This is a genomic window from Variovorax sp. (genome assembly GCF_965279555.1).
Classification (GTDB): Bacteria; Pseudomonadota; Gammaproteobacteria; order Burkholderiales; family Burkholderiaceae_C; genus Variovorax.
The window spans coordinates 1,927,422-1,954,362 of sequence record NZ_OZ257247.1; the positions used below are offsets into that span (position 1 = coordinate 1,927,422).

Here is a 26,941-nt window from a genome sequence, read left to right on the forward strand (position 1 = left end):
GAATTCTAGGCTCCAGGGGCGCCTGAAACCGGCACCTGCCAGCCGGCGTACAGAAGAAGACACGATCACTTGGACCACCGAATCAACGGAAGCACTTTTCATGAACGCCTGGCTTCTACTTTTGCGCATCGCGATCGCGGGCCTGCTGGTCGCGGCGCTCGGCGCATGCGGCTCGCTGCCGGTGGCGCGCGAGCGGCCCGCCGAGAACGCCTCTGCGGCCGACCCCGGCACCGCGCTCGCGAAGATCGTGGCCGCCTCCACGCCGCCCGGGGAGCACTCGGGCTTCCGGCTGATGCCGCTGGGCGTGTACTCGCTCGACGCCCGCATCCAGCTCGCCCAGCGGGCCCAGCGCTCGCTGGTGGTGCAGTACTACCAGCTCGAGAACGACGCCGTGGGCCGCCTGCTGCTGCGCACCCTGCGCGAGGCGGCGGCACGCGGCGTGAAGGTGCGGGTGCTGGTGGACGACCTCTACACCGTCAAGAGCCAGCAACTGCTGCTCGCACTGTCCGAGACGCCGAACGTCGAGGTGCGGCTCTTCAACCCGTTCTGCTGCGGGCGCAACGGCTTCCTGTCGCGCTTCGCGGCGTCGCCGTTCGAGATCGGGCGGCTCAACCACCGCATGCACAACAAGCTCTTCATTGCCGACGGCGTGATGGCGGTGGTGGGCGGGCGCAACATCGCCGAAGAATATTTCGTGCTGAACGAGGCGCAGAACTTCATCGACATGGACGCGCTGGTCGTCGGCAAGGTGGTGCCGCAGCTCGAATCGATCTTCGACGCCTACTGGAACAGCGTGCAGGTCTGGCCCATTGCAGACATCGTGGCGGGCGAGGGCGGCCGCAAGCCGGGCACCGCCGAATTCGACGAGTGGGTGGAGATGGCCGCACCGCCGCCGAAGATCGTGCTGCCGCCGTCGGACATCCTGGGCTACGGCCCCATCGCCGAAGAGCTGGACGGCGGGCGCATGGGCCTGCTGTGGGGCGAGGCCCGCGCCATTGCCGATCCGCCCGGCAAGCCCGCGACCATGACGGCCGACGAGGCCATTGCCACCAGCGTGACCATGCAGGTCTGGACCCTGATGCTCGACGCCAAGACCGAGGTCGACCTGACCTCGCCGTACCTCGTGCCGGGCGAGCGCGGCATGGCCGCTTTCCAGGAGCTGACCCGGCGCAAGGTCAAGCTCACCCTCGTCACCAACTCGCTGGCCGCCAACGACGAGCCGCTGGTGCACACGGGCTATGCGCGCTATCGAGAACGGCTGCTGCAAAGCGGCGCCGACCTGTACGAACTGAGCCCGCAGCGCACCAGCGCGGGCGAGCGCTTCGGCATGTTCGGCAAGTCGCTGGGGCGGCTGCATGCCAAGACGGCGGCCATCGACAAGACGCGCATCTTCATCGGTTCGATGAACCTCGACCCGCGCTCGGCCAGCCAGAACACCGAGATGGGGCTGGTGGTCGACAGCCCGCAGCTCGCGCGCGAAATGCTGCGGGTCATCAACATCAGCAAGCTGCAGAACTCCTACCGGCTGCGGCTGGCCAAGGGCACCGGCACGCTCCAGTGGCTGACGAACGACGGCGAGAAGGAAATGATCCTGACCTCCGAGCCGGAGTCGAGCTTCTTCCAGCGCTTCTACAACATGCTCATTGCGCCGGTGGTCCCCGAGATGCTGTTGTAGCCTCGGGGGATGGCGCAGACTTTCACTTCGTTGTCGGCCCCGCAGGTCATGCTGTGGGGCCTGCTTTTCTTCGGCGGGATCTATCTCGGTTTCGGCGGCCTGACGTGGCTGCTGACGAAGCGGGTGCTGCCCGCGCTGGGCATCGGGCGGGTGCTCGATCCGCGGCCGTTGCAGCCGGGGCAGCTGCGGCGCGAACTGGGGCAGTCGGGCGTGTCGGTGCTGATCTTCGGGCTGGGCATGGTGTTTCCGTGGGGCTTGCTGCAACTGGGCTGGGCGCGGCTCGACGGCGATGCCGGCTGGCTGCAGATCACGCTCGAGATCCTCGTGCTCGCGGTCTGGAACGACGTGCACTTCTGGATCAACCACCGCCTGCTGCACACGCGCTGGCTGCGGCGCTTTCACGGGCCGCATCACCGGTCGTTCGTGACCACACCGTGGGCCACCTACAGCTTTCACCCGATCGAGGCGCTGATGCTGGGCAACGTGATCCTGCTGCCGATGGTGCTGCACGACTTCAGCTTCTGGTCGCTTGCGGCGGTGCCGGTGTTCAGCCTGTTCTTCAACTGCGTCGGGCATTCGAACTACGACTTCTTCACCGGTGTGTCTTACAGCCACTGGTTCGCGGCGAGCCGGCGGCACCACCTGCACCATGCCGTGCACAACGGCAACTACGGCTTCCAGTTCACCTTCATGGACCGGCTGTTCCGCACGCGCATTGCAGCGGACGCCGCCGAACCGCTCTTCCGGGCCTTCCACAGGAAGCATGGCGCGACCACCGCCTGACGCGCGCCCGCGGCTGCCGAGGCTGCGCCACTGGCGGGACTGGCAGAGCCTGGCCTACCTTGCCGCGCTGCCCGCCCTGGCGGCATGGCAGTGGGTGCACGGCTTCAACATCGCGATGTATGCGCTGATGCTGTTCCTCACGCTCGGCATCGGCGTCATCCACCACAACCACGTGCACCTGCGCATGTGGCGCGGGCGGCGCCTGAACCGGCTGACCGACTTCTGGATCACGCTGCTGCAGGGCCACCCGACCTTCGTGTTCTGGCCCGCGCATGTGGCCAACCATCATCGCTTCCGGCATGGGCCGAAGGACGTGGCGCGCACCTACCGCTTCGGCGGCGACACCAACCACCTGTGGGGCTATCTGCTGCATCCGTTCCAGGCGGTGTGGGTGCTGATGCCGTTGTTCTTCGGCTGGCTCGCGCGGCTGCGGCGGCATCGGCGCGGCGCGTGGCGCTACTGCATGGCGCAGTACGCGCTGTGGCTTGGCAGCTGGGCGGTGCTGCTGGCCATCGACTGGCGCAAGGCGCTGCTCTTCGTGATCGTGCCGCAGCTGCATGGCCTGCACTGGCTGCTGGCGACCAACTACCTGCAGCATGCGCATGCCGATGGCCGCAAGACGGCGCCCAAGGGGGCGGCCAAGGGTGCGGCCAAGGGAGCGCTGGGCGATACCCCGGGTAGCCGGCTGAACTACGCCCGCAATTTCGAGGGGCTGGTGAACCCCTTGCTGTTCAACATCGGCCTGCACACCGCACACCACGAGAACCCGCATGCCCATTGGTCCGAGCTCACGCATCTGCATCGCACGCTTTACCGCGCGCAGGTCGATCCGACGCTCAACGAGGGCGGGCTGGTGCCGTACATGGCGCGCGTATTCGTGCTGGGGGCCGTGTGGCCGCGTTTTCGCAGCCGCTCGCTGATGCCTCCCGATTCCTCAACCCACTGAACCATGCCTGTTTCATTCCAACGCGTGTATCTCGAGAGCGCCGGCTACTTCATGCCGGGCGAGCCCATTCCCAATGACCGCATGGACGCGTACATCGCGCCGCTCAACCGCATGTCGGAGCGCATCAAGCGGCGCATCCTGGCGGAGAACGGCATCCTCACGCGGCACTATGCGATCGACACGGAAGGCGTGACGCAGCACACCAACGCGCAACTGGCGGCCGGCGCCATCCGCGACTGCCTGCGGCGGGGCGGGGCCGATCTGTCGCGGGTGTCGATGCTGGCCAGCGGCTCGTCGGGCGGCGACACGCTGATGCCGGGCTTCGCCAACATGATCCAGGGCGAACTGGCGGCGCAGCCGATGGAAACGCATTCGGTGCACGGCATCTGCGCGGCGGGCGTGTCGGCGATCCAGGCGGCGGCGCAGGGCATCGAACTGGGCGCGCACCGTTCGGCGATGGCGGTGGCGAGCGAGATGCCGTCGCGGCTGTTCAAGCGCTCGCGCTTCGCCGCGCGCGGCTACGAGACCGACTTCGACTCGCACTTCCTGCGCTGGATGCTGTCCGACGGCGCGGGCGCGCTGCTGCTGTCCGACGGCTCGCCCGCGCTGGCGGGCTCGCCGGGGCTCAGGCTGCGGCTGAAGTGGGTGCACCAGCGCGCTTTCTCGGGCGACTACCCGGTCTGCATGCAGCTGGGCCTGACCGAAAACCGCGAGGAGCACGGACGAGGCCACCTCGACTTCGGCTCATGGGCCGAGGCGGAGGCCGCGGGCGCGCTGTCGCTGCGGCAAGACATCCGCCTGCTGCCGCACCTGTTCGACATCGGCATCCACGAATACGCGGGGCTGGTGCGCGACGGCTGGGTCGATCCGAAGCGGGTCGATCACTTCCTGTGCCACTACTCGTCGGAAAAATTCATCCCGGTGGTCGAAGACCTGATGGCCAAGGCCGACCTGTCGATTCCGCGCGAGCGCTGGTGGAGCAACCTCGCGTGGCGCGGCAACACCGGGGCGGCGTCGATCCTCGTGATGCTGGCCGAGTTTTTGCACACCAAGGCGCTGAAGCCCGGCGAGCAGATCTTCTGCTACGTGCCCGAGTCGGGGCGCTTCATGGCGGCGTACATGCTGCTCGAAGTGGAAGCGGCCGATGCCGCGCCCGTGGTGGTCGCGCCCCGCGTGGCCGCGGTGCCAGACGACGACCTCGTCATCGCCCCGCCGCACGACCCGGCCGCCGCCCCTGAGGGCCTCGGTGCGCTGCTGACCGAGCTGGCCGCCATCTGGCACGACTACCGCTCGCGCGTCTGGCGCACGCCGCTGGTGCGCCAGATCCGCGAGCGACGCTTTGCCGTGCCCGACTACCTGAACTGGATGGAGCAGTGGGTGCCGCAGGTGCGCGAAGGCAGCTTGTGGATGCGCGAAGGCGCGGCATCGCTCAGCGAGCCCTACCAGGTGCTGGCCTCGCTGATCGGCGTGCACGCGGGCGAGGAGCAGAACGACTTCAACATCCTGTTCAGCGACTATCGCAAGGCCGGCGGCACGGTCGAATCGATCGACGAGTTGCGCCGCAACCCCGGTGGCGAGGCGCTCAATGCCTACCTGCACGGCCTGGCCGCCACGCGCGACCCGATCGGCCTGCTGGGGGCGATCTACATCATCGAGGGCACGGGCCAGCGCATCGTGCCGGCGCTGCTGCCGCTCCTCAAGGCCAGCCTGAAGCTGCCGCCCGATGCCTTCCGCTTCCTCGAGTACCACGGCCACAACGACGAGCACCACCTGAGCCGCTGGCTCACCGCCGTCGAGATGGTCATGGCCGTCGAGGGGCAGGCCCGCGCCGCCCGCCAGATCACCGACACCGCGCGCCACACGGCCGGGCTGTACCTGATGCAGTTCCAGCACATCACGGAGCGAATGACACATGCCCAGCAGAACGCCTGATTTCCTGACCCAGGCGCACGACGAGCGCGACCCCAGCCCCTGGCTGGCGCTCTACCTTGACCAGAGCACGCCGCTGCCCGACAACGTGAAGGAGGCATGGCTGGCCGATTCGAGCTCCGGCTCTCGGCAATACCTGCTGCCGTTCCTGCGGCCGATTGCGCGGCTGACGATCATCCTGATCCAGATCGTGAAGGTGTTCGTGCCGCGCAACTGGTCGCACTCGATGCTGCTGCACCGCTTCCTGGCCTGGGGGCTGAAGCGCTTTGTCTCGCCCGAGGCCAACTGGCTGATCCTGCGGCACTTTCACCTGGGCTCGCAGGTGCTGGCCTTCATCGGGCGCAATTCGCCGGCGCCCGTGGCCACCAACCCGCTGGAGCCGGCCGACATCGACGCGCTGAAGGACGAGATGTTCCTCAAGCACGACCTGAACCTCTTCAACTTCGTGATCCGGCTGAACACGGCGCTGCGCGACAGGGGGCAGACGCTGTGCAAGGCGGAAAAGGTCGATTTCTCGATGATCAAGGAGCCCCCACTGCGGCTGGAGGACATGCCGCAGGGCAGGCTCAATTTTCTCGACCTGCAAAGCGCCATCGAGCTGTTCACGCCGCTCTACCAGCTGATGCTGACGGACAACGATTTCTGGCGCGCGGCCAATTCCTTGCAACTGGACGAAACCATCGGCATCTACACCGCGACCATCCTCGCCGCTCCCGAGCACCTGATCCTGGTCAACAACAAGCACCCGCTGGTGCCCCTGTCGACCCTGCGGGCGGGGCATCGGCTGGTGATCCACGGGCTTTCGACCGAAATGCTGCACAGCCTGCTGCAGCGCATGCAGGCGGCGCAGCAGGCGGGGGAAGGTGAGACATCCCTGTACGACCAGCCACTTGCATAGGCGTATGCTGCCCCCAGATGCAAACCATGAACACGACCCGAAATCCGTCTCCCAAGACCGATCTGGCAGTGACCCACGTGCTGGCTCAACTGCTGGAAAAGCTCGAGCACAGCCCCGTGCCCGTCGGCGCCGAGCAATACCGCTCGGTGGTCGAGCACCTCGTCCACGAGTTCGAGGACGTCGAACAGGGGGCCGAACTGGGCCGCCTGCTCGACGCCTACCCGGCCGCGGCAGAGGTGTACGAAAATCTCAACTATCAGCACGCCGGCCTTTGCCGGTCGGCGCTCGACGCTTCTCTTTCGGCCGAAGTCAGTGCCCGTGAAGCCATTGCCCGCGCCATTCGCGGTGCCCAACCGAACAACAAGGACAAGACGCATGGCGAAGGGTGAAGTAAAGACGGCAGTGGTGGCGGACGGCCTGCGCTACAAATCGAAGACACCGGGTTCGCCGTTCCGCGCCTCGGCATCGTTCAGCGGGGCGACCATGTCCTGCTTCATGTGCGGCAAGCACCGCGTGCGCTCGCAGTTGCGCACCCGCCAGGTGCTGGGCAAGTCTCAGACAGTTTGCGCGCCTTCGTGCAAGGCGCTCGACGAAGCCCTGGAATAAACCTGCTCGGTCTTGCTGCTAGCACGGCGGCGAGACGTTTTGGCGACATTTCCTTGCGCGCAAGTCACGGATTGGCTTCCCCGGCGACTCGATTTGGATATACAGTTGGAAACAAATAATGCATGTGATTGCATTTATTCAAAAGTTCTAATTTCAGTCGTCTCAATGAATTGCAGCCAAGCCGTTGACGCCCTTCGCAGGGCGTGGATTTCAACGCTCGCAAAGGGGTTCAGCCATGGCTAAGCCGCGTCACGTTGTCATGCAGGTGGTCAGGCGTTCGTCGGGCAGCGCCACACACCACGTCGAATTCCTCATGGACGACAACTTCGCGGAGCGGCTGCGCCAGCTGCGTTCGCTGGTGCCGCCCCTGGGCAGCCTCAACAAGCAGCGCGATCTCGTCATCGACAAGGTGCGCGTGCGCCTGCCGAACGCCATCTGGCGCTCGGGCAACGAGATCGACGCGGACGGGGGTGTGGACGGTTCCTGCATCGTCATCGCGGCCGAAGGCTCGTTCAACTGCGGTGGCAAGGACCGCAAGACGCGCGAGAAGCTCGTGACCTACAACTTCTCGATCGCACGCCTGATCGAGCTGCATGCCGAGCGCTCCGAAGGCGAAACGCTCTACATCCGCGACGGCGTGTTCGCCAACGACGAGCCGGCCGAGTCGCCGGCCGGCCGCTGGGTCGCGTCGATGCACGAACTCGAAGTGGTGATGCGCGTGCCAGACGCCCCGTCGGACTTCGACACCCTGCACGACCTCGCGCTGCGCCCCGAACACCAGCAGTCCGGCGGCAACACCACGCAGCGCGCCACCTTCTTCTGATCTTCTGACGCGTTAGTTTCAGCGCGCGGCGGCCGCTTCCGGCGCCGGGCCGCCCACGGGCGTGTACTGCGCCCGGTTGTTCTCCAGCCAGCGTTCCGACAAGGTGCTGTCCTGCTGCATCGGATGGAAGTCCGCGCGCAGGTAGCTGCGCCAGCCCGCGAGGTTGCCGCGCAGCAGGCCGTCGCGGCTCAGCAGAATGCGCGCTGCGCTCTTCCAGGTCGACCACTTCCACAGCTGCTTCTCATGGCGCAGGTTGTCGATGGTCTGGCGCATCAGGTCGCCCAGGAACATCATCGTCACGCGGCGGAACCAGCGCTTGCGCCACTCGTCGGAGCCGCCCGCGGCCTTGTAGATGTCGAAGGCGACGCTCTTGTGCTCAAGCTCTTCTGCGCTGTGCCAGAGCCACATTGTGCGAAGCCGGGGCTCGGCACCGTCGAGGATGCCGGGGTGGGCCAGCAGCCATTCGGCGAACATGGCGGTGAAGTGCTCGGTGGCCGCGGTGACCGCAAGCGCATGCCGCGGATCGGCGTCTTCCATCAGCGTCAGGCGCTTGCTGGCGCGTGCCGTCCAGCCGTCGACTAGGCCCTGGCTCTCGAGATGGCTGTTGAACAGCGAGTGAATGCGCCGGTGCGTCGCTTCCTGGCCGATGAAGCCGCCCACGTCGGCGCGGTACTGCTCCTGCACCTCGGGCGGCAGGGTGGCCACGGCATCGCGCACGGCATCGATGAAGAATTGTTCTCCGAAGGGGAAACTCATCGACAGGGCGTTGAAGAAAGCGGTCGAGAATGCATCGCCGCCGCACCAGTCGCGGGCGAACGGCGGTTGCAGGTCGATCAGAAGGCGTCGGACAACGAGTTCAGTCATGAAATCAAGCCTCGAAAAAAGCACGGAATGCGTGGCAGGAAGGTTGGTACATCTTCGTACCGCATGCCTCCATGGTGCGACCGGTTGTTGGTACTGTCAAGTACCAAAGCGTAGGAAAATGTGCCATCCATGAGCGAAACCATTGAAAAGGCCGTGACGCCGAAGTCTCCCGACGGCCCGGCGAGCGAGCATTACAACCGGCTGCTCCAGGGCATGGCGCAGGCGGTGGCGGCCAAGGGCTATGCCGAGACGACCATCGCGGACATCGTGCGCGAGGCGGCAGTGTCTCGCCGCACCTTCTACGAACACTTCAGCACCAAGACCGAATGCCTGATCGCGCTCTATGAAGCCGCGAGCCGGCTCGCCCTGCAGGCGGTGAGCGAGGCCTTCGACCCGGTGCAGCCGTGGCATGCGCAGGTCGAGCAGGCCATGACGGCGTATTTCGATTACCTCGCGCAAGACCCGGTGCTGCTGCGTACTCTCTTCGTGGAGATCCTCGGGCTGGGCATGCCGGGGCTGGTGGTGCGGCGCCGGGTGAACGACGAGATCGCCAACTTCATCCAGGTGGCCATCAACAGTGCCGGCGGCGCCGAAGAGCCCTCGGCGCACCTCACGAGCGAGATGGCGATGACGGTGGTTGGCGGCATCAACGAACTGGTGCTGCAGGCCATCGAGCAGGACCGCGCGGGCGACCTGCGCGAGCTGGTGGCGCCCGCGACGCGGCTGGTGCGGGCCGTGGCGGCCGAGAGCCTGCGCTAGGCGCGCCGGGCTTCCGCGCTGCCGCGCGGGGTGGCCGCCAGCCACAGCGTCAGCAGGCCTGCCAGCGTCAGCGCCAGCATCACGCCCAGATAGGGCAGCACGTCATGCAGCGGCGCACCCATCTGGTTGAGGCGCAGCGAGCCCTGGATGCCCGCGGTGCTCGGAAACAGCCAGCGCAGCGCCTGCAGCGGCCCCGGCAAGGCCTCCACAGGCCATGAGAAGCCCGAGAGAAACGCCATTGGCAGGGCGGTGAACAACAGCACCTGCAAGGCCCGCTCGCGGTCGCGGAACCAGCAGCCCAGCAGCAGGCCGAGCGTGCAGATGGAGGGCACATAGAACGCGAGCAACACCATCGCTCCCAGCGGGTTGCCGCCGCGCGGGTAGTCCTGCAAAAAGAACACCCAGCCGAAATAGAACAGCCCGCTCAGGAAGCCGAAGCCGGAGAGCGCGCCCAGCCGCCCTAGCCACGCTCCCATGGAAGCCCGCAGCCGTCCTGCTTCGGCCCAGGTGCCGGCCAGCATCGCCGCGCCCATCAGCAGCGTCTGCTGCAGGATCAGCAGGGCCACCGCCGGCACCACGTAGCTGCCGTAGCCTTCGGTCGGGTTGAGCAGCGCCACCAGCTGCGTGTTGAGCGGGCTGCGGCTGTGCGCGGCCTGCACCGCGCTCTGGCCGCCGGCCTGCAGCTTGCGGATTTCCACGCCCGCCGATACCGTGCCGGCCGCCTCCGAAAACCCATACAGCACCGCCTTGTTCAACAGCGCATACGCGCCGTTGCCCTCGATGGTGACCACCGCCGAGGTACCGCGCAGCACATTGCGCTTGAGGTCCGCCGGCAGCAGCGCGTAGCCCTCGATCTCGCCGCGCCAGAGCGCCTGCTGCGCCTCGTGCACGTCGGACGTGACCATGCGCACGTCGAGCCGCGGATTGGCCATTGCGAAGCGCGCGATCTGGCGCGACAGCGCGCTGTGGTCCTGGTCGACCACCGCCACCGGCACGCGGGTGACAGCCTGCGAGCCGTAGGGCCACGGATAGAAGAAGCCGTAGATGATGGGCGCGATCAGCATGATCAGCAGCACGCCCTTGTCGCGCAGTACCGCAAGGGCGGTGTCGCGCCATGCGGCGCCGAAGCGGGTGCGGTCGCCCGTTGTCATCAGCGGCCTCCCCAGGTGTCGGGCGCGCGGGCCGCGCGCACCAGTGCTGCTGCCGAGGCGGCCAGCAGCACGGCCGTGCCCAGCACCATCCACAGCGGCGTTGCCACCGAATAGAGCACCGGCGCGCCCATCTGCAGCTGTTCCATCTGCACGCGGATGTAGTGGGTGTAGGGCAGCAGGTTGGCCCACATGCGCGCGAACAGCGGCATCGCGACCAGCGGAAAGCCCACGCCGCCGAAAGCGAACGCGGGCGCGGTGATGAAGCCCGTGGCCGACAGCGCGGTGCGCAGCGAGCGCGTGAGGCTCGATACGAAGGCGCCGAGCGCGACCGACAGCGCCAGGAACACCACCAGCGCGAACAGCGTCCAGCCGATCGAACCGACAGGATGCCAGCCGCGTCCCGCCGTGATCCACAGCATGGCCGCGATCGCCACCGCGGAAAGGCTCAGGAAGGGCAGCGCCAGCTTGCCCGCCAATGCGGCGAGGGCTTCATGCCAACGCGGCGCGGCGCCGAGCCATTCGCCGATGCTGCGGTCGCGCAACTCGCGGCCAACGGACCATGCGCCGGCCGTCATCGCGAGGATGTGCAGCAGCGCGGGGATCAGCGCCGCGCCCAAAAACTGTTCGTAGTCTGTCGAGGTGTTGAACAGCGCGACCATGCTCGCCTTGATCGGCTCCATGCTCACGCGCGCGGCCCTCATCGATTCGCCGCGCTTGTTGCGCACGGTGAGCTCCACCCCGGCCGACACCGTGGCCACCGCGGTGCGCACATCGCGCTGGATCAGGCTCGAATGCGTGCCCAGCTGCGCGTTGTGCAGCAGCACGACCTGGCCGACGCGCCCCTGCTTCACGTCGCGGCTCAGGTCCCGTGGCAACTGCACTGCCGCATCGACGGCGCCGCTCGTCAGGGCGCGCGCCATCTCGCCTTCGTCGCTGTACTGCTGCACCACGCGCAGGCCCGGCGTGGCGTCGAGAAAGCGCACCACCTGGCGCGAGAGCGACGAATGGTCCTGGTCGAGCACGCCGATGGGCAGGCGTTCTGGCAGGCCGGCGGAAAAAATCCACCAGATCAGGAAGACCGCGAGCAGCGGCACCCACGAAACCATGGCCAGGTCCCAGGGGCGGGTGCGCAGCAGCGCGAACTCGCGCCGTGCGCTGGCAGCGGAAAAACCGCGCAGGCTCATTGCGAGCTCAGTCGACCAGCACGCTCATGCCGGGACGCGCGCCGTCGATGGGCTTGAGCGGGCGCGCGCGGACCTCGAATGTGCGCACGTCGAAGCCCGCGCCGCCACGCGTGGCGCGCCAGGTCGCGAAGTCGGGCAGCACGGCGCTGTAGTAGACCTTGAAGCGGGCGGTGCGCTTGCCTTCGGGCAGCGCGGGCAGGCGTGCGTCGAATTCGTTGCCGAGCGCGAAACGGGAGAGCCGGTCTTCGCGCACGTTGAGCACCACCCACTGGTCGCTGAGGTCGACCACGGTGACCACCGCCACGCCCTGCGGCGACAGCTCGCCCACCTTGGCCAGCACCTTCGCCACCTCGCCGCCGACGGGGCTGCGCAACTCGGTCTCGGCCTTGGCTGCTTCCGCTTCGGCCACCACGCCGGCCACCTGGCGGGCCTGTGCGCTGGCGGCGGCCTTGTCTTCGGGGCGAGCGCCGGTGCGTGCCATGTCGTACTGCGCCTTGGCCGCGATGGCGGCGTCGCGCGAAGCCTTCCAGTTGGCTTCGGCCTCATCGCGCTTCTGGTCGGCGACCAGGCCTTCGCGCGCCAGCCCGTCGACGCGGCGGAACGAGGTCTGCGCCAGTTGCGCGGCGGTTTCGGCGCGCTGCCATTGCATGCGCGCCATTTCCACTTCCTGCGGGCGGGCGCCGTTCTGTGCCTTGTCGGCCACGGCCTGCGCCGCCTGTTCGGCGGCGGTGGCCTGCGCGAGCTTGGCGCGCACTTCGGGGCTGTCCATGCGCACCAGCACCGCGCCGGCCTGGATGCGGTCGCCTTCCTTCACCGCCACTTCGGCGACGCGTGCCGTCACCTTTCCGGCGACGTCGGTCTCGCGCGCTTCCATCTGGCCCTGGAACACCTCGGGCGCGGGCTGCGACGCGCGCCAGAAGCCCCAGACCAGCAGCGCGAGCACGAGCAGCGCGACCAGGATCGCGATCAGTTTTCGGGTCTTGGCACTCATCATCAATTCACCTTCACGTCTGCACGCGCGATGTAGTCGGAAAACTTCTCGGAAAGGCCTGCGCTTTCGAGCAGTTGCGCGAGCGCCTGCACGTAGTCGTTGGCGGCTTGCGCGCGTTCGGTCAGCACCTTGGCCTGGTTGGTCTCGGCGTCGATCAGGTCGAGCGTGGTGCTCGTGCCCTCGCGCAGGCCGGAGGCGCGCAGCTTGACGACCTCTTGCGCCAGCTCGACCGAAGCCTTCATTTCCAGATACTGGCGGCGCGCGTTTTCCAGCGCGCGCCAGTTGCGTTCGACCAGCAGCGAGATGTCGCTGCGCGCCTGGGCGTCGGTGCGCTCGGCCTGTTCGACCTGCTTGAGCGATGAGGCGGAGAGCGCGTCGCGGTCGACCGAGTCGTAAAGCGTCCAGCGCACGCCGAGGCCGGCCACCCAGTCGGCGTTGCCGCTCTTGATCTCGCGCGTGCCGAAAGCGATGACCTGCGGGCGGCGCAGCGCTTCCTCGCCTTCGTGCAATTGCTCGGCCTGCGACTTCCTGGCCGCGACCTTGCCCAGGCCCGGATGCCGCGTGAGGGCCGAATCGATGAAGTAGCCCAGCGGCTCGATCGGCGTGCTGATGAGGAAAAGCGGCGTTTGAGGCACCACGGTGCCGTCGGCGCGCAGCGTGCGGGCGAGCGCCACGCTGGCCAGTGCGGCGTCGTTTTCCGCCTTGCGGGCGTTGCGCCGCGCTTCTTCATACGCGGCGCTGGCCTGCAGCCGTTCCACGCGCGAGATCACGCCGGCCGCGAGCATCTTCTGCGCCGCCGAATCGTGCTGCGCGATGGTGCGCTCGGCCTGCGCGCGCAGCGTGGCTGCGCGCTGCGCGAGCTGGGCGCCGAAGTAGCGCTGCACCAGCAGCGTGTCGACCTCGTGGCCGGCCTGTTCGGCGTCGGCTTCCGCCTCGCGCGTTTGCGCCGACACGAAGCCGCGCACGGCAGCGGTCGCGCCGCCCAGGTAGATGGGCCACACGGCGGAAATCGATGTGTTGGCTCCGGTGTCGTGGCGGTTGAGCGTGTAGCTGTTGGGCAACTGCGGAATCGGCACGCGCGAGACAAAGCTCTGGATCGACGACGGCAGCGACGAGCCGATCTGCCCGAGCTTCTGGTTGAGCGGATCGAGGTCGAGGTTCAGGTTGGCGTTGTAGGCATAGGCCAGCCCCGAGACGCTGATCGTCGGCCCGCCCAGCCCCTTGAGGCCCTGGCTCTGCAGTTCCTTGGCGTCGACAGCCGCGCGGGCGGCGGCCAGCTTGTCGGAGCGGTCGACCATGCGGGCGCGGGCGGCGTCGAAGCTCAGGGCCAGGGCGCTGTCGCTGCGGGCCTGTGCCTGGGCTTGCGCGGAAGCCGAGCCGCACAGCATGAGCAGCGCCGGCAGCAGCAACAGGGAGGGATGGAGGGAGCGGGAGCTTGTCATCGGTCAGGCGGTCTTGTGCAGCAGGGCGTCGAGTTCCTGCTGCAGGATCACGGGGAACGCGGCTTGCACCGCGCCGGTGGCGAGCGGCCGCGCCTTCTCCAGCAACTGCGCCGTGCGTTCGGCGTCGATGGCGTCGCTCGCCAGCAGGCTGTCGGCCAGGGTGCGCAGCCAGTGCCGCGCCACGGTGCGCAGGGTGCGCGCCATGGTTTCCTGCATGCCGATCACCTGCTCCAGCGGCAGGCCGAGGGCGGCGAGCTGCTCGGCCACTTGCCCGAGCGCGGGGCTGAGCATTTGCACCTGCCCGTCGGGCAGTTCGCGCATCAGGCCGGCCTTGGCGGCGCGGGCGAGCAGGGCGGGCGTCATCTGGCCGTTCCACTTGGAAGCAAGGGCCTTGGCCGAGACGACCACGGGCGTTTCCGATGCGAACAGGCTGCCCGACATCGAGCGCGCGACCGAGACGAGGTCACCCCACACAGAGGCCGGCGCGCGCCCGAAGATGCGGCGGATCGCCTCGATGCCGAAGCCCTGGTCGCGCAGCTCGCGGATCAGCGCAAGGCGCTGTGCATGGTCTTCGCCATAGAGCCCGAGGCGGCCGCGCAGCCGGGGCGGTGGCAGCAGCCCGGCGGTGGTGTAGGCGCGGATGTTGCGCACCGTGACGCCGGTGCGCGCTGCCAGTGCCTCGATGGAGAGATCCTCGGCGGCAGGGGTGACATCGGCGGCGGGCACGGCGGGCGTGTTCATCCGGCAGATTGTATGTTACATCGAAAGTGTTGTGTTCATCAGACTTGAATCGTGGGCTTGTAGTCGGCCAGCAGCACTTCCTTCCACTTGCCGAAGATGGCCATCAGGCCGACCGCCACCGCGCCCGACAGCAGCACCACGCCGCAGGCATGCGCCCAGCCGTTGTCGAAGGCCCCGAACATCACCGCCCGGAAGGCCTGCACCACCCAGCTGAACGGCAGCCAGCTGTGCACCGTGCGGAAGAAGCCAGCCGACAGTTCCACCGGCAGCACGCCGCCGCCGGCCGACAGCTGCAGCGTGAGCAGCAGCACGGTCAGGATGCGGCCGAAGTCGCCGAACACGTGCAGGATGGCAAACAGCACCACCAGGAACACCAGCGAGGCCAGCGCCATCGTGAGCGCCAGTGCCGCCACGTGCGGCGCCTGCACCTCCAGCACGCCCAGCAGCGTGGCAAGCACCAACGCCACCTGCAGCAGCACGATCAGCGCGGGCATGGTGATCTTGCCCAGCGTCTTGGCGAGCTTGGGATAGTGCGTGTGGTCCGACAGCACGATGCGGATGTTGAACAGGTAGCCAGCCATCACCGCGCCGATCCACAACGCCACCGACACCATGTTCGGCACGAAAGCGCTGCCGTTGTTGGCCACCGGCGCCACCACCTCGACCCTGGGCTCGACCGAGTCGGCCAAGCCCGAGGCGCTGCCCTGGATGCGGGTTATCGAAGCGGGCAGGGCGGCCTCGATGGTGCGAACGCCGGTCAGCAGCCTCTGCGCGCCCTGCGCGAGCTGCGTGCCGCCTTGTACGAATTCGTCGAGCTTGCGGTCTTCCGGCAGCTTGCCGGCCATGGTGCGGATGCCGGCTGACAGCGCACCCATGCCGTCGGTGAGCTTGCCGACGCCGCCTTCGAGCGCCGTGGCACCGGCGTCGAGCTTCTGGCTGCCGTCCTGCGCCTTGGTCATGGCCGCCTGGGCTTGCTCGAGCCCGCCGCGCAGCTTGTCCGCGCCGCCCGCAAGCTCGCCGGCGCCCTTGGCGATGCGTTCGCCCACGAAGGGAATGTCGGCCGACTCCCTTTGCAGCCGGCGTGCGCCGTCGCCGAGTTGGCCGGCACCGCCGTGGAGCTTGTCGAGACCTTCGCCGATCTGGACCAGACCGGAGCCGAGTTCGTGCTGGCCCGCCGCGAGCTGTTGCGCGCCGCTCTTGAGCGCGCGCAGGTCCGCGTCGGCCGGCAGCTTCGACTGGATGAGACGGACGCCGCCATTGACCTGCTTGAACCCGTTGCCCACTTCGCGCGCGGCGGTGCTGTATTGAGCGGCGCCGGCGGCGAGTGTCTGCGAGCCGTCGCGCAGGGTCAGCAATGCCTGCTTGAGCTGCTCCAGCCGCTGCTGCGAGCCTGCGGCCGCATTGAGCACCAGCGTCCAGCGCTGCTCGTTGAGCATCTCGTTGACCTGGTGCCCCAGTTCGCCCGCGAAACGGCGGGCGAGCCCTGCGGAGCTGTAGTTGTTGCCCTCGGAGGTGTAGACCACCAGCCGCCCCGCGCCGCGCTGCGCGCCGGGCACTGCGTCGGCGCTGAAGTCCGGCGGAATCAGCAGGGCGAAGGCGAGCGTGCCGCGCCGCACTTCGGCGCGCGCCTCTTCTTCGTCGGTCATCACGCGAAAGCCGAAGGCGCGCTTGGCCAGCAGGGTGGCCGTGAGCTGCTCGCCGACGTTGACCGAGTGCGCCATGTAGGTCACGCCACGGTCCTCGTTCACGATGGCGGCGGGCAGGTCGGCCGTGTGGCCGGCCGGGTCCCACACGCTCGTGAGGTAGATCAGCGCGTAGATCGCCGGGACAACACCGACGGCGACGATGGCCAGCAGGATGCGCGGAAAGCGCCGAACCACCGCAAGCTCCGCGCTTGCAATGGCCAGGGTGCCGGTGATGAGGGCGCGAAGGTATTTCATGGAGCTACGGAGCCTTCAGCGCCATGGACGGGGCGGCGTGGGAGCGGCTTCAGGCCGGCTTCTTCTGTGCCGGGTCGTAGAAGAACTGCTCTTCGGCGATGCGCTCGCCCTCCCAGCGCTGCCAGGCGATTTCTTCCATGCGCATCTTGCCGCCGCCCTTGAAGCTGAATTCGAAGATCCAGTGAATGGCAACGTGGTCGCCATTCACCAGCACCGGCCGCACGCAGGTGGGCACCACCGACTCGGTGCGCTCCAGCACCGCGCTCTCCTGCGCCACCAGCGTGCTGCGGCCCCGCCGCGGCTCGGCCTGGTTCTCGCGCATGGTCGCATCTTCGGTGTAGTAGTCCTCGATGGCCTTGGCATGCGCGCCGCCTTCTACAGCGGCAATGAACGATTCGAGTCGGGCGGGTGTGGGCATGTCATGACTTTACTTTGACTTCCACGCGGCGGGCCTCGGAGGGCGGGCCGTCGGCTTGCGATTGCTCGGGCTTGGCCAGCTCGATCTTGTCTTCGGGCGCGCCGGCCGCCTTGAGCGCGTCGCTCACGGCCATGGCGCGCTGCTTGGCCAGCTCCGCATTCTTGGCCGGGTCGCCGCTGGCGTCGTGGTAGCCGCTCACCAGCACCGTGCTGCCGCTCTGCACCGCCTTGATGACGTCGGCCAGGGCTTCCTTGGCGTTGGGCGCCACTTCGGCGCTGGCGGTCGCGAAGTAGAACTTGACGACGCCGTTCTCCACCTTCACCGCGGCGGTTTCCACGGCCGACACGGCACCCGCGGCCACCACCGCGCCGGGTGTCGACGGCGCCATGGCTGCCGGGGCCGTCGCGGCGGGCGGCGTCTCCATCTTCGTCGGCACGGCGGCCGCCGCATCGCCGGCGTGGAACTTCACCACCAGCGGCACGATGAGCAGCGCCACGATGTTGATGATCTTGATCAGCGGGTTCACGGCCGGGCCGGCGGTGTCCTTGTAGGGGTCGCCCACGGTGTCGCCGGTGACGGCCGCCTTGTGCGCCTCGGAGCCCTTGCCGCCGTGGTGGCCGTCCTCGATGTACTTCTTGGCGTTGTCCCATGCGCCGCCGCCCGTGCACATCGAGATGGCGACGAACAGGCCTGTGACGATGGTGCCCATCAGCAGCCCGCCCAGCGCTTTCGGCCCGAGCAGCAGGCCGACCACGATCGGCACCACCACCGGCAGCAGCGACGGGATCATCATTTCCTTGATGGCCGCGCCGGTCAGCATGCCCACTGCCTTGCCGTACTCGGGCTTGCCGGTGCCTTCCATGATCCCGGGGATGTCGCGGAACTGGCGGCGCACTTCCTCGACCACAGCGCCGGCCGCGCGCCCCACGGCTTCCATGGCCATGGCGCCGAACAGGTATGGGATCAGGCCACCGATGAACAGCCCGACGATCACCATCGGGTCGCTCAGGTTGAAGCTGATGTTCAGCCCGAAGCTCTCCAGCTTGTGGGTGTAGTCGGCAAACAGCACCAGCGACGCGAGGCCGGCCGAGCCGATGGCGTAGCCCTTCGTCACGGCCTTGGTGGTATTGCCCACGGCATCGAGCGGATCGGTCACGGCGCGCACGCTGTCGGGCAGTTCGCTCATCTCGGCAATGCCGCCGGCGTTGTCGGTAATGGGGCCGTAGGCGTCGAGCGCGACCACGATGCCGGCCATGCTCAGCATCGACGTGGCGGCCACCGCGATGCCGAACAGGCCCGCCAGCGAGTAGGAGGCCAGGATCGCGATGCAGACAAAGATCACCGGCCAGGCGGTGGAGCGCATCGACACGCCCAGGCCCGCGATGATGTTGGTGCCGTGCCCGGTGGTCGAGGCCTGCGCGATGTGCTGCACGGGCTTGTACTGTGTGCCGGTGTAGTACTCGGTGATCCACACCAGCGCGGCCGTGAGCGCCAGGCCCACGAAGCAGGCACCGAACAGCTTCAGCTGGCTGCCGCTCGGCGCGATGGCGTTGTCGGGAATCAGCCAGCTCGTGACGAACCAGAACGCGATCAGCGACAGGACACCCGCCACCGCCAGGCCCTTGTAGAGCGCCGGCATCACGTTGGTCATGCCCGGCGAGGCCTTGACGAAGAAGCAGCCGATGATCGACGCGATGATCGACACGCCGCCCAGCGCCAGCGGATAGAGCACCGCGTTGGTCGGCGCCGCCGTGACCATCAGCGCACCGAGCACCATGGTGGCGATCAGCGTCACCGCGTAGGTCTCGAACAGGTCGGCCGCCATGCCGGCGCAGTCGCCGACGTTGTCGCCCACGTTGTCGGCAATCACGGCCGGGTTGCGCGGGTCGTCTTCAGGAATTCCGGCCTCGACCTTGCCCACAAGGTCGGCGCCGACGTCGGCGCCCTTGGTGAAGATGCCGCCGCCCAGCCGCGCGAAGATCGAGATCAGCGAGGAGCCGAAGGCAAAGCCTATCAGCGGGTTGAGGATGGCCGAGAGGCTCTGGCCCGCAACCGGCGTGCCGCTGGCCAGGAACCAGTAGAAGCCCGACACGCCCAGCAGGCCCAGTCCCACCACCAGCATGCCGGTGATGGCGCCGCCGCGGAATGCCACGTCGAGCGCCGGGCCGATGCCGTGCGTGGCCGCCTGCGCGGTGCGCACGTTGGCGCGCACCGAAACGTTCATGCCGATGAAGCCGCACGCGCCCGAAAGCACCGCGCCCACGATGAAGCCGACCGCTGTGGTCAGGTCGAGGAAGAGGGCGATCAACACGGCGAGCACCACGCCGACCACCGCGATGGTCGTGTACTGCTTGGCGAGGTAGGCGGAGGCGCCGGTCTGGATGGCCGCCGCGATTTCCTGCATGCGTGCGTTGCCGGGGTCCTTCGCGAGAATCCAACTTCGGGCCCAGAAGCCATATGCCACGGCCACGAGGCCGCAGACGACTGCCAGTATCAGGGGGGTGTTGCCGATCATGCCTTGCTTCTCCATTCGTTCGTTGCGACTAGTGGAGACGGGCAGCATGGGCCCTTGCGTGCAACGCGTACGGGGCCATGCTATCCGTCGCGTTGCTTCCTCGAAGCTCGCTGCACCGGGGTGCGGAGCCGATTGGCCAACGGTTGCAATTTACAGGCAAAAACAGATGTGCGTGCGACCGGCCGGTGACACGGAAAGTAAACTCCGGGTTTGTCCCCATCCGTCTCATACTTTTCAACTACTCGAAAAACGTCATGTCCTTCGACAAAGTTTCCCCCGGCAAAAACGTCCCCGATGCCTTCAACGTCGTGATCGAAATCCCGATGAACGCCGACCCGATCAAGTACGAAGTCGACAAGGAATCGGGCGCGATCTTCGTCGACCGTTTCATGACGACGGCCATGTACTACCCCGCCAACTACGGCTACGTGCCGCAGACCCTGTCGGGAGACGGCGACCCGGTCGACGTGCTGGTGATCGCTCCGTACCCGCTGCTGCCGGGCGTGGTCGTGCCGTGCCGCCCGCTGGGCATCCTGATGATGGAAGACGAAGCCGGCGTCGACGGCAAGGTGCTGGCCGTGCCCACCGACAAGGTGCTGCCGATCTACAGCCACTGGAAGTCGGTCGACGACGTGAACCCGATGCGCCTGAAGGCCATCAGCCACTTCTTCGAGCACTACAAGGACCTGGAAGCCGGCAAGTGGGTCAAGGTGCTGGGCTGGGAGGGCATCGACTCCGCCAAGAAGGAAATCCTGGACGGCATCGCCAACTACAAGAAGTAAGTTCTGCTGCCGAAAGGCAGCGTCCCGGGGGCGCCATGCCCCCGGTTCTGCGGCTTCAGGCCCGGACCGCGTCCGAGGCCAGCCGCATCCACTCGCGATTGACCGATCGCGCGTGCGAGTTCCAGTGGCGTGCCGCCTGCTGGAGCTCTTCCCAGTGGCGTTGCGCGCTGCTGGCATCTCCTTGCTGTGACAGCCACGCGATATAGCGGGCCCGGGCCTCGACCGTGTTGTATTGGCTCAGCGCGCTCTCGAAGGCTTCGCGTGCCTCTGCTTGGCGTCCGTCGGCGGCGAGGGCGCGGGCAGCAAGCACGGCGACTTCGTCCTTGCGGTAGTCGTCGCGCGTGGAGCGCAGGGCCTGGATTGCCTGCAGGGCATCTTTTCCCGAAGTGGGGGCGCCCGCCGCGAGCAAGGCGCTGGCAAGGCCGAACTGCAATTCAGGATCGGAGGCCAGCGGCCCCTTCAGCGCGTCCCGGTAGTGGCCGACGGCATCCGCAGCCTGGCCTTTGTCGAGCGCGGCCTTGGCGAGCCGCAGCTTGTTCTGGGCCGTGGGCGCGAGGTCGTAGGCCTCGGCGGCCGCGCGGTATTCGCGCTCGGGATCGATGAAGCCGATGGCCGCGTTCGCCACCTTGCCGGCGGTGCGCTGCATGCGCGAGGCGGGCAGGTACTCGACCACGAAGTACACGATGCTGCCGAGCAGCGGAAAGCTGAAAAGAATGAGGAGCCAGTACATCTGCTTGCCGTGGCGCATCGCGTGCACGGCGAAGAACAGCGCAATGAGGACGTGCAGCCCCAGTCCGACGAATGGCATCGAGTTCTCTCTCTCTGTGTTGTTGTGGGAATCGGGCGCTTTTATAGCAGCCCGACATGGCGCAAGCCGCAGCGGTCAGGCGGCCTTGAACGGACTGCGCTCGCCCAGGTGGTCCATGTAGTTCTCGATGCCCGCGCCCTCGCGCTCCAGGAAACGCTCGACCGCGTCGGCAAATGACGGATGCGCAAGCCAATGAGCGCTGGTCGTCTTCACCGGCATCAGGGCGCGGGCCATCTTGTGCTCGCCCTGTGCGCCGCCCTCGAAGCGTTTCGCGCCGTGCTCGATGCACCAGGCCAGCGGCTGGTAGTAGCAGGCCTCGAAGTGCAGGCAGTCGACGCGCTCCAGCGCGCCCCAGTAGCGGCCATAGGCGACCAAAGGCTGGTCCGGTTGGGTGGAAAGGGCGATCAGGCTGGAGGCCATGGGCTTGCCGTTGCGCTCGGCGATGAACAGCAGCCAGGCCTCGGGCATCGTGTCGGCCATGCGCCGGAAGAAGTCGCGCGTGAGGTAGGGCGGGTTGCCGTGCTCTCGATAGGTGCGCTCGTAGCAGCGGTAGAAGAAGTCCCAGTCGGCCTTGGAAATGTCGGCGCCGCGGGACCAGCGGAAGCTCACGCCGGCGTCGGCCACCTTGCGGCGCTCCTGGCGGATCTTCTTGCGCTTGTCGTGGGAGAGGCTGGCGAGAAAGCTGTCGAAGTCGGCGTAATGCGCGTTGGTCCAGTGGAATTGCACCGTGTTGCGCAGCATCAAGCCGCTCTCAGTGCATGCGGCGATGTCTTCGTCGGCACCGAACAGCAGGTGCAGCGACGAAAGTTCTTCCTGCTTGCACAGGGCCACCAGGCCCTGCACCAGCAAGGTGCGGCTTTGCGCGTCCCGGGCCAGCAGGCGCGTGCCGGGCACGGGCGTGAAGGGCACCGCGACCACGGCCTTCGGGTAGTAGGCGAGCCCATGCTGCTCGTAGGCGTTGGCCCAGGCCCAGTCGAAGACGTACTCGCCGTAGGAATGGTCCTTGATGTAGAGCGGGCATGCGGCCTGCAACTGCTTGCCGCGCCACAGCGTGACGAACTGCGGCATCCAGCCGCTCGCAGGCGTGGCGCTGCCGCTTTCATGCAGAGCCGAGAGGTATTCGTGGCGCATGAAAGGCGAAGGCTCTGCCTCTGTGGCGAGCAACGCGTTCCATGCCTGCGGGCTCACGTCCGACGGCGACGACAGAACCCGAATGACATAATCGTTCAAGCCTTTTTCTTCCTTCTGTAATGACGCTCAAGCTCGCCATCGCGCAACTCAATTTTGTGGTGGGCGACCTCGCCGGCAACGCGAAAAAGATCGTCGATGCCGCGCGCGAAGCCTATTCGCAAGGCGCGCGCCTGCTGCTGACGCCCGAACTCTCAATCGCCGGTTATGCGGCAGAAGACCTGTTCCTGCGGCCCGCCTTCACTCAAGCCTGCGATGATGCCGTGAAAGGCATTGCCGCCGCTCTGGCCGACCTCAAAGACATGGTCGTGGTGGTGGGGCATCCGACCGGCGGCAGCCTGCGCAGCCGCTCGGTGGCGGTGCAGCTTCGCCACAACGCGGCCAGCGTCATCAAGGAAGGCCGCATCCTCGAGACATACGCCAAGCGCGAACTGCCCAACTACCAGGTGTTCGACGAGCGCCGCTACTTCACGCCGGGGCAGGATACCTGCGTGTTCGAGGCGGGCGGCGTCTCGGTCGGCCTGCTCATCTGCGAGGACGCCTGGTTCGACCAGCCGGCCGAACTGGCCCGAGAAAGTGGCGCCGAGGTGCTGGCGGTGATCAACGCCTCGCCATACCACGTGGGCAAGGAAGGCGAGCGCGTGGCACGCATGGCGGACCGGGCGCGTGCCGTAGGGCTGCCGCTGGTCTATGCGCACCTGGTGGGCGGGCAGGACGAAGTGGTGTTCGACGGGGCTTCCTTCGCGCTGCAGGCCGACGGTACCGCGGCGATGCAGGCCGAGAGCTTTCGGGAAAAGCTGGTCTTCGCCCAGCTCGAACGTTCGCCGCAGGGTGGCGTGGGCTTCGTTGCCGAGCCGGGGGGCATTGCCGCGCCGCGCGACGCCGAGGCGCAACTCTGGGACGCACTGGTGCTCGGCGTGCGCGACTACGTCGGCAAGAACGGCTTTCCGGGCGCCATCCTGGGGCTTTCGGGCGGCATCGACTCCGCCCTGGTGCTCGCCATCGCGGTCGACGCACTGGGCAAGGACAAGGTGCGCGCGGTCATGATGCCTTCGCCTTACACCGCCGACATCAGCTGGATCGATGCGCGCGACATGGCCGGCCGGCTGGGCGTGCGCTACGACGAAATCTCGATCAGGCACACCTTCGAGTCCTTCAAGGACGCCCTGGCCGAGGAGTTCAAGGGCAAGCCCGAGGACACGGCTGAAGAGAACATCCAGGCCCGCATCCGCGGCACGCTGCTGATGGGGCTGTCGAACAAGTTCGGCTCCATCGTGCTCACCACCGGGAACAAGAGCGAAATGGCCACCGGCTATTGCACGCTCTATGGCGACATGGCGGGCGGTTTCGCGGTCATCAAGGACCTGCTGAAGACCACGGTGTTCGCGCTGGCGCGCTGGCGCAATGCCCACGACCCCTGCGGCACCGGCGCCGAGCCCATTCCCGAGCGGATCATCACGCGCCCCCCCAGCGCCGAACTGCGGCCCGACCAGACCGATCAGGACAGCCTCCCGCCCTACGACATCCTCGACGGCATCCTGGCACGCTACATGCAGGACGACGAAGGCATCGACGAGATCATCGCTGCCGGCTACGAGCGCGCGGTGGTCGAGCGGGTTGCGCGGCTCATCAGGATCAACGAATACAAGCGGCGCCAGGCGCCGGTAGGCATTCGGGTCACCCATCGAAGCTTCGGCAAGGATTGGCGTTACCCTATCACCAGCAAATTCAACGAAACCGCCGGAGCACGAAAACCATGAAGCAGATCACCGCCATCGTCAAACCCTTCAAGCTCGAGGACGTGCGCGAGGCCTTGGCCGAAGTGGGCGTTACCGGCCTGACAGTCACCGAGGTCAAGGGCTTTGGCCGCCAGAAGGGGCACACCGAGCTGTACCGCGGCGCCGAGTACGTGGTCGACTTCCTGCCCAAGATGAAGGTCGAAGTGGTCGTCAACGAGGCCGATGTGGAGCGCTGCATCGAGGCCATCGTCAATTCCGCGCGCACCGGGAAGATCGGCGACGGCAAGATTTTCGTCACCGAGGTGGAGCGCATCGTGCGCATCCGTACGGGCGAAGAGAACGAAAACGCGGTCTGAAGCAAAAAAGCCTCCGGTAGCGGAGGCTTTTTGCAGATGGACGGGCGTCAGAGGTTTTCCGACAGCCTGTCTTCCCGCGGGTGGAGTGGCACTTCGGCGCGCAACGCGGCCAGAAGCTCGGGCACCTCGGTGCCGGTGCGGATCAGCTCCATTTGCCACTCGCCCATGAAGCCTTCGCGCACGCTGTGGGCCAGGAAGGCCAGCAGGCCGTCGTAGTAGCCGGCGGTGTTCAGGATGCCGGTCGGCTTGTCGTGGTAGCCAAGCTGGCGCCAGGTCCAGATCTCGAACAGTTCCTCGAAGGTGCCGATACCGCCCGGGAGAGCGACGAAGGCGTCGGCGCGTTCCCCCATCATGGCCTTGCGTTCGTGCATGGTGTCGACCACATGCAGTTCATCGCACAGCGAGTTCGCCAGTTCCTTGTCGACCAGCGCCTTGGGGATGATGCCGACCACGCGGCCGCCGGCCAGTCGGGTGGCCTCGGCCACCGTGCCCATCAGCCCGGTGCGACCGCCGCCGTAGACCAATTGGCCGCCGTGCTTGCCGATCCACTGACCGACCGCTTGCGCGGCCTGGGAAAACTCGGGGCGCTCGCCGGGACGCGAGCCGCAATACACACAGATCGAAAATTCAGGATTCATCCTGCCATCATGCCGCAGCCGGCATGCCTTCTCATGACAGGAAGCGCTGCCACAGCGCGGCGGCCCAGATGCCGCCGCAGAGCGTGAGCGACAGCAGCACGGCGGCGCTGCCCATGTCCTTGGCGCGCTTGGACAGGTCGTGCCATTCAGGGCCGATGCGGTCGATTGCGGCTTCGACGGCGGTGTTGAGCAGTTCAACGATCATCACCAGGAGAGCGCTGCCCGCGAGCAGGGCCACTTCGACCCAGCTGCGGCCGAGCCAGAAAGCCGCCGGGATCATGACGATCGACAGGATGGCTTCCTGGCGGAAGGCGGGCTCGCTCCAGCCGGCGCGCAGGCCGTGCAGCGAGATGAGCGTGGCATGCCATACGCGCTCGAAGCCCTTGCGGGCCTTCTGCGGGTTGACGGCGGGATCGGGAAGATTGGGCAAGGCACTCATCGGCGACTCATCGGCTTGGAGGTGATGAGCCGCGTACCGGCCCAGGCGTCGTGCCAGAACTGGCGGTCGGGGTGAAAACGTGCAAGCAGGGCCCAGACGGCAACCCAGCCGAAGATCAGGAGGGTCGATTCGCCGCCCGAGAGCTTGAAAGGGGCAAGGGCGGCCAGCGGCGGCAGGAACCAGATCCAGCTCAGCAGGTAACGTGCAAGCGCTCGGCGCTGGCTGATGGGCCGGCCTTGCAGATCGACGATGCGGATGTTCCAGGTTTTCATGGCGAGCGTCTGGCCCTTGGTCCAGAACCAGACGAAGTACACGCCAAAAACGACGAAGAGGAAAGCCTGGAACAGGTGGCGCCGCGAATCCATGGCGTCGCGCATCTGCCCCAGCGTGCTGAAGAGCCAGCCCGAGACAAACACCACCGCGAACAGCAGCATGCCTTCATAAAGCCAGCAGGCCATCCGGCGCCACAGGCCGGGCACTGTAGAGACGGGAGCGCTGCTTGCTGGTGAGACGGGCGAGGCCGGGTGATCGGATCCCGAGACTTCGGGAGTACTGGAAACCATCGAGGCCCTTGTGGTCAGGGAGAGGTGGTGGCCGGTTCGGCCGTGGCCGACGAGGGCGCCGGCACTTGTGCTTCAGCCGGTACTGGCGGCGCCGAGATGCTGGCGGGCGGCGGCGCTGCTGGGGTGACCACGACAGCCGGCGTTGTCGAAGGCGAGCGTTCCGGTGGGGTGGCGACCAGGAGTGTAGCGGGGGGCGACGGCGGGGCAGGCGGCGGCGTCAGCAGGATCCTCGGCGTGTGCTGCACGCCGGGCGTGACCGCAGGTACGGGCACGAGCTTCTGCGAGGAAACAGGCCTCACCGGGATGGCGGCACCACGGGGCTTGGTGGGAGCGCGTTCGGCCAGCTTTCGCTTTTCTTCCTCGCTCAGGGCTTGGTACTGCTCCCACTTGGCCTTGCGCTCGTCAGCCGGAATGCGCTTGACCTCCGCAAAGTTCAGGCGAGCCTGAGTACGTTGCTGGTTGCTCAGCGCGGCCCATTCGATCATGCGGCTGTGCAGGGTCGTCTTGTCCTCGGCCGACATTTCCGCGTAATTGCGCGACAGCGCCAGCCATTTGCGCTTTTGCCCGGTGTTCAGGGTGTTCCAGTGGGGGCCGAGCGGCGCGAGGGCCTGTTGCTGCCCCGGGGTGAGTTCGCTCCAGAGCGGCTTGGTCGTCGACACGGCCTTGGGGCTGCTGACACCTGCGATGTTTGCGGCGGTCTCTGCACGGGGCTGTGCGCCGGCAGTCGTCAGGCCAAAGGCCGCGACCGCAAGCGCACTCGCCC

The 26,941-nt window shown here is 67.2% G+C and carries 27 protein-coding genes; 12 read left to right on the plus strand and 15 right to left on the minus strand.

From position 1 onward, the window contains the following. Window positions 1-100: 100 nt before the first annotated feature. From ACQY8B_RS09330 to ACQY8B_RS09365, 8 genes are all read left to right on the plus strand, one after another. Window positions 101-1,675 carry a phospholipase D family protein gene (locus tag ACQY8B_RS09330; RefSeq protein ID WP_422086439.1) on the plus strand — a complete coding sequence of 525 codons (1,575 nt, stop codon included), beginning with the start codon at window positions 101-103 and terminating at the stop codon, window positions 1,673-1,675. A gap of 9 nt (window positions 1,676-1,684) precedes the next feature. Continuing rightward, on the plus strand, window positions 1,685-2,458 hold the full coding sequence (locus tag ACQY8B_RS09335) for a sterol desaturase family protein (RefSeq protein WP_422086440.1): 774 nt from the start codon (window positions 1,685-1,687) through the stop codon (window positions 2,456-2,458). After that, entirely contained in the window at window positions 2,439-3,404 is a 966-nt protein-coding gene (locus tag ACQY8B_RS09340; RefSeq protein ID WP_422086441.1) for a fatty acid desaturase, read from the plus strand. Before ACQY8B_RS09335 ends, ACQY8B_RS09340 begins: the two co-directional genes overlap by 20 nt. Before the next feature lie 3 nt (window positions 3,405-3,407). Beyond that, window positions 3,408-5,336 carry an iron-containing redox enzyme family protein gene (locus ACQY8B_RS09345; RefSeq protein WP_422086442.1) on the plus strand — a complete coding sequence of 643 codons (1,929 nt, stop codon included), beginning with the start codon at window positions 3,408-3,410 and terminating at the stop codon, window positions 5,334-5,336. After that, on the plus strand, window positions 5,317-6,231 hold the full coding sequence (locus ACQY8B_RS09350) for a DUF6999 family protein (protein ID WP_422086443.1): 915 nt from the start codon (window positions 5,317-5,319) through the stop codon (window positions 6,229-6,231). Before ACQY8B_RS09345 ends, ACQY8B_RS09350 begins: the two co-directional genes overlap by 20 nt. 17 nt (window positions 6,232-6,248) lie before the next feature. Next, window positions 6,249-6,620: a hypothetical protein gene (locus ACQY8B_RS09355; RefSeq protein WP_422086444.1), complete on the plus strand. Its 372-nt coding sequence runs from the start codon at window positions 6,249-6,251 to the stop codon at window positions 6,618-6,620. Continuing rightward, complete coding sequence (locus tag ACQY8B_RS09360; protein WP_081266289.1) at window positions 6,607-6,837, plus strand: hypothetical protein; 231 nt, start codon at window positions 6,607-6,609, stop codon at window positions 6,835-6,837. Before ACQY8B_RS09355 ends, ACQY8B_RS09360 begins: the two co-directional genes overlap by 14 nt. Before the next feature lie 235 nt (window positions 6,838-7,072). Continuing rightward, window positions 7,073-7,660: a hypothetical protein gene (locus ACQY8B_RS09365; protein WP_422086445.1), complete on the plus strand. Its 588-nt coding sequence runs from the start codon at window positions 7,073-7,075 to the stop codon at window positions 7,658-7,660. Between the two features lie 18 nt (window positions 7,661-7,678). On the opposite strand, the gene ACQY8B_RS09370 is transcribed toward ACQY8B_RS09365, so the two are convergent. Continuing rightward, entirely contained in the window at window positions 7,679-8,524 is an 846-nt protein-coding gene (locus ACQY8B_RS09370; RefSeq protein WP_422086446.1) for a metal-dependent hydrolase, read from the minus strand. 129 nt (window positions 8,525-8,653) lie between these two features. Between ACQY8B_RS09370 and ACQY8B_RS09375 the strand changes: the two genes are divergently transcribed. After that, complete coding sequence (locus ACQY8B_RS09375; protein ID WP_422086447.1) at window positions 8,654-9,283, plus strand: TetR/AcrR family transcriptional regulator; 630 nt, start codon at window positions 8,654-8,656, stop codon at window positions 9,281-9,283. On the opposite strand, the gene ACQY8B_RS09380 is transcribed toward ACQY8B_RS09375, so the two are convergent. Genes ACQY8B_RS09380 through ACQY8B_RS09415 form a run of 8 tightly spaced genes read right to left on the minus strand, consistent with a single transcriptional unit; the run spans window position 9,280 to window position 19,665 of the window. Then, on the minus strand, window positions 9,280-10,434 hold the full coding sequence (locus ACQY8B_RS09380; protein ID WP_422086448.1) for an ABC transporter permease: 1,155 nt from the start codon (window positions 10,432-10,434) through the stop codon (window positions 9,280-9,282). The genes ACQY8B_RS09375 and ACQY8B_RS09380 overlap by 4 nt on opposite strands. Then, window positions 10,434-11,618 carry an ABC transporter permease gene (locus ACQY8B_RS09385; protein ID WP_422086449.1) on the minus strand — a complete coding sequence of 395 codons (1,185 nt, stop codon included), beginning with the start codon at window positions 11,616-11,618 and terminating at the stop codon, window positions 10,434-10,436. The genes ACQY8B_RS09380 and ACQY8B_RS09385 overlap by 1 nt, the downstream gene beginning before the upstream one ends. Window positions 11,619-11,625: 7 nt before the next feature. Continuing rightward, the gene (locus ACQY8B_RS09390; protein ID WP_422086450.1) at window positions 11,626-12,612 is read right to left on the minus strand and encodes an HlyD family secretion protein; all 987 of its coding nucleotides are present in this window, start codon (window positions 12,610-12,612) and stop codon (window positions 11,626-11,628) included. Continuing rightward, on the minus strand, window positions 12,612-14,051 hold the full coding sequence (locus tag ACQY8B_RS09395; RefSeq protein ID WP_422086451.1) for a TolC family protein: 1,440 nt from the start codon (window positions 14,049-14,051) through the stop codon (window positions 12,612-12,614). The genes ACQY8B_RS09390 and ACQY8B_RS09395 overlap by 1 nt, the downstream gene beginning before the upstream one ends. A gap of 3 nt (window positions 14,052-14,054) precedes the next feature. Continuing rightward, the gene (locus tag ACQY8B_RS09400; protein WP_422086452.1) at window positions 14,055-14,792 is read right to left on the minus strand and encodes a MerR family transcriptional regulator; all 738 of its coding nucleotides are present in this window, start codon (window positions 14,790-14,792) and stop codon (window positions 14,055-14,057) included. Window positions 14,793-14,830: 38 nt separating this feature from the next. After that, window positions 14,831-16,732: a YhgE/Pip family protein gene (locus ACQY8B_RS09405; RefSeq protein ID WP_422086453.1), complete on the minus strand. Its 1,902-nt coding sequence runs from the start codon at window positions 16,730-16,732 to the stop codon at window positions 14,831-14,833. Between the two features lie 49 nt (window positions 16,733-16,781). Next, entirely contained in the window at window positions 16,782-17,150 is a 369-nt protein-coding gene (locus tag ACQY8B_RS09410) for a nuclear transport factor 2 family protein (protein ID WP_422086454.1), read from the minus strand. A 1-nt stretch (window position 17,151) separates the two neighbouring features. Next, a complete protein-coding gene (locus ACQY8B_RS09415; RefSeq protein ID WP_422086455.1) occupies window positions 17,152-19,665 on the minus strand; it encodes a sodium-translocating pyrophosphatase in 2,514 nt (837 codons plus the stop codon). A gap of 254 nt (window positions 19,666-19,919) precedes the next feature. On the opposite strand from ACQY8B_RS09415, the gene ppa reads away from it, so the two are divergent. Further along, window positions 19,920-20,447 carry an inorganic diphosphatase gene (gene ppa / locus ACQY8B_RS09420; protein ID WP_081266300.1) on the plus strand — a complete coding sequence of 176 codons (528 nt, stop codon included), beginning with the start codon at window positions 19,920-19,922 and terminating at the stop codon, window positions 20,445-20,447. A 55-nt stretch (window positions 20,448-20,502) separates the two neighbouring features. Here ppa and ACQY8B_RS09425 read toward each other — a convergent pair whose 3' ends face one another. Both ACQY8B_RS09425 and ACQY8B_RS09430 read right to left on the minus strand, forming a co-directional pair. Continuing rightward, window positions 20,503-21,255: a hypothetical protein gene (locus ACQY8B_RS09425; protein ID WP_422086456.1), complete on the minus strand. Its 753-nt coding sequence runs from the start codon at window positions 21,253-21,255 to the stop codon at window positions 20,503-20,505. Between the two features lie 75 nt (window positions 21,256-21,330). After that, a complete protein-coding gene (locus ACQY8B_RS09430; protein ID WP_422086457.1) occupies window positions 21,331-22,485 on the minus strand; it encodes a GNAT family N-acetyltransferase in 1,155 nt (384 codons plus the stop codon). A 20-nt stretch (window positions 22,486-22,505) separates the two neighbouring features. On the opposite strand from ACQY8B_RS09430, the gene ACQY8B_RS09435 reads away from it, so the two are divergent. Then, window positions 22,506-24,203 (plus strand): NAD+ synthase, encoded by a 1,698-nt coding sequence (locus ACQY8B_RS09435; RefSeq protein WP_422086458.1) that lies wholly within the window; start codon window positions 22,506-22,508, stop codon window positions 24,201-24,203. Further along, complete coding sequence (locus ACQY8B_RS09440) at window positions 24,200-24,538, plus strand: P-II family nitrogen regulator (RefSeq protein ID WP_106934316.1); 339 nt, start codon at window positions 24,200-24,202, stop codon at window positions 24,536-24,538. Before ACQY8B_RS09435 ends, ACQY8B_RS09440 begins: the two co-directional genes overlap by 4 nt. A gap of 47 nt (window positions 24,539-24,585) precedes the next feature. Here ACQY8B_RS09440 and ACQY8B_RS09445 read toward each other — a convergent pair whose 3' ends face one another. The 4 genes from ACQY8B_RS09445 to ACQY8B_RS09460 are packed head-to-tail and all read right to left on the minus strand — an operon-like array spanning window position 24,586 to window position 26,837. Then, complete coding sequence (locus tag ACQY8B_RS09445; protein WP_422086459.1) at window positions 24,586-25,176, minus strand: TIGR00730 family Rossman fold protein; 591 nt, start codon at window positions 25,174-25,176, stop codon at window positions 24,586-24,588. Between the two features lie 31 nt (window positions 25,177-25,207). Beyond that, the gene (locus ACQY8B_RS09450; RefSeq protein ID WP_422086460.1) at window positions 25,208-25,615 is read right to left on the minus strand and encodes a diacylglycerol kinase; all 408 of its coding nucleotides are present in this window, start codon (window positions 25,613-25,615) and stop codon (window positions 25,208-25,210) included. Then, entirely contained in the window at window positions 25,612-26,178 is a 567-nt protein-coding gene (locus ACQY8B_RS09455; protein WP_422086461.1) for an RDD family protein, read from the minus strand. Before ACQY8B_RS09455 ends, ACQY8B_RS09450 begins: the two co-directional genes overlap by 4 nt. Window positions 26,179-26,192: 14 nt before the next feature. After that, entirely contained in the window at window positions 26,193-26,837 is a 645-nt protein-coding gene (locus ACQY8B_RS09460; protein ID WP_422086462.1) for a DUF3106 domain-containing protein, read from the minus strand. Window positions 26,838-26,941 lie beyond the last annotated feature (104 nt).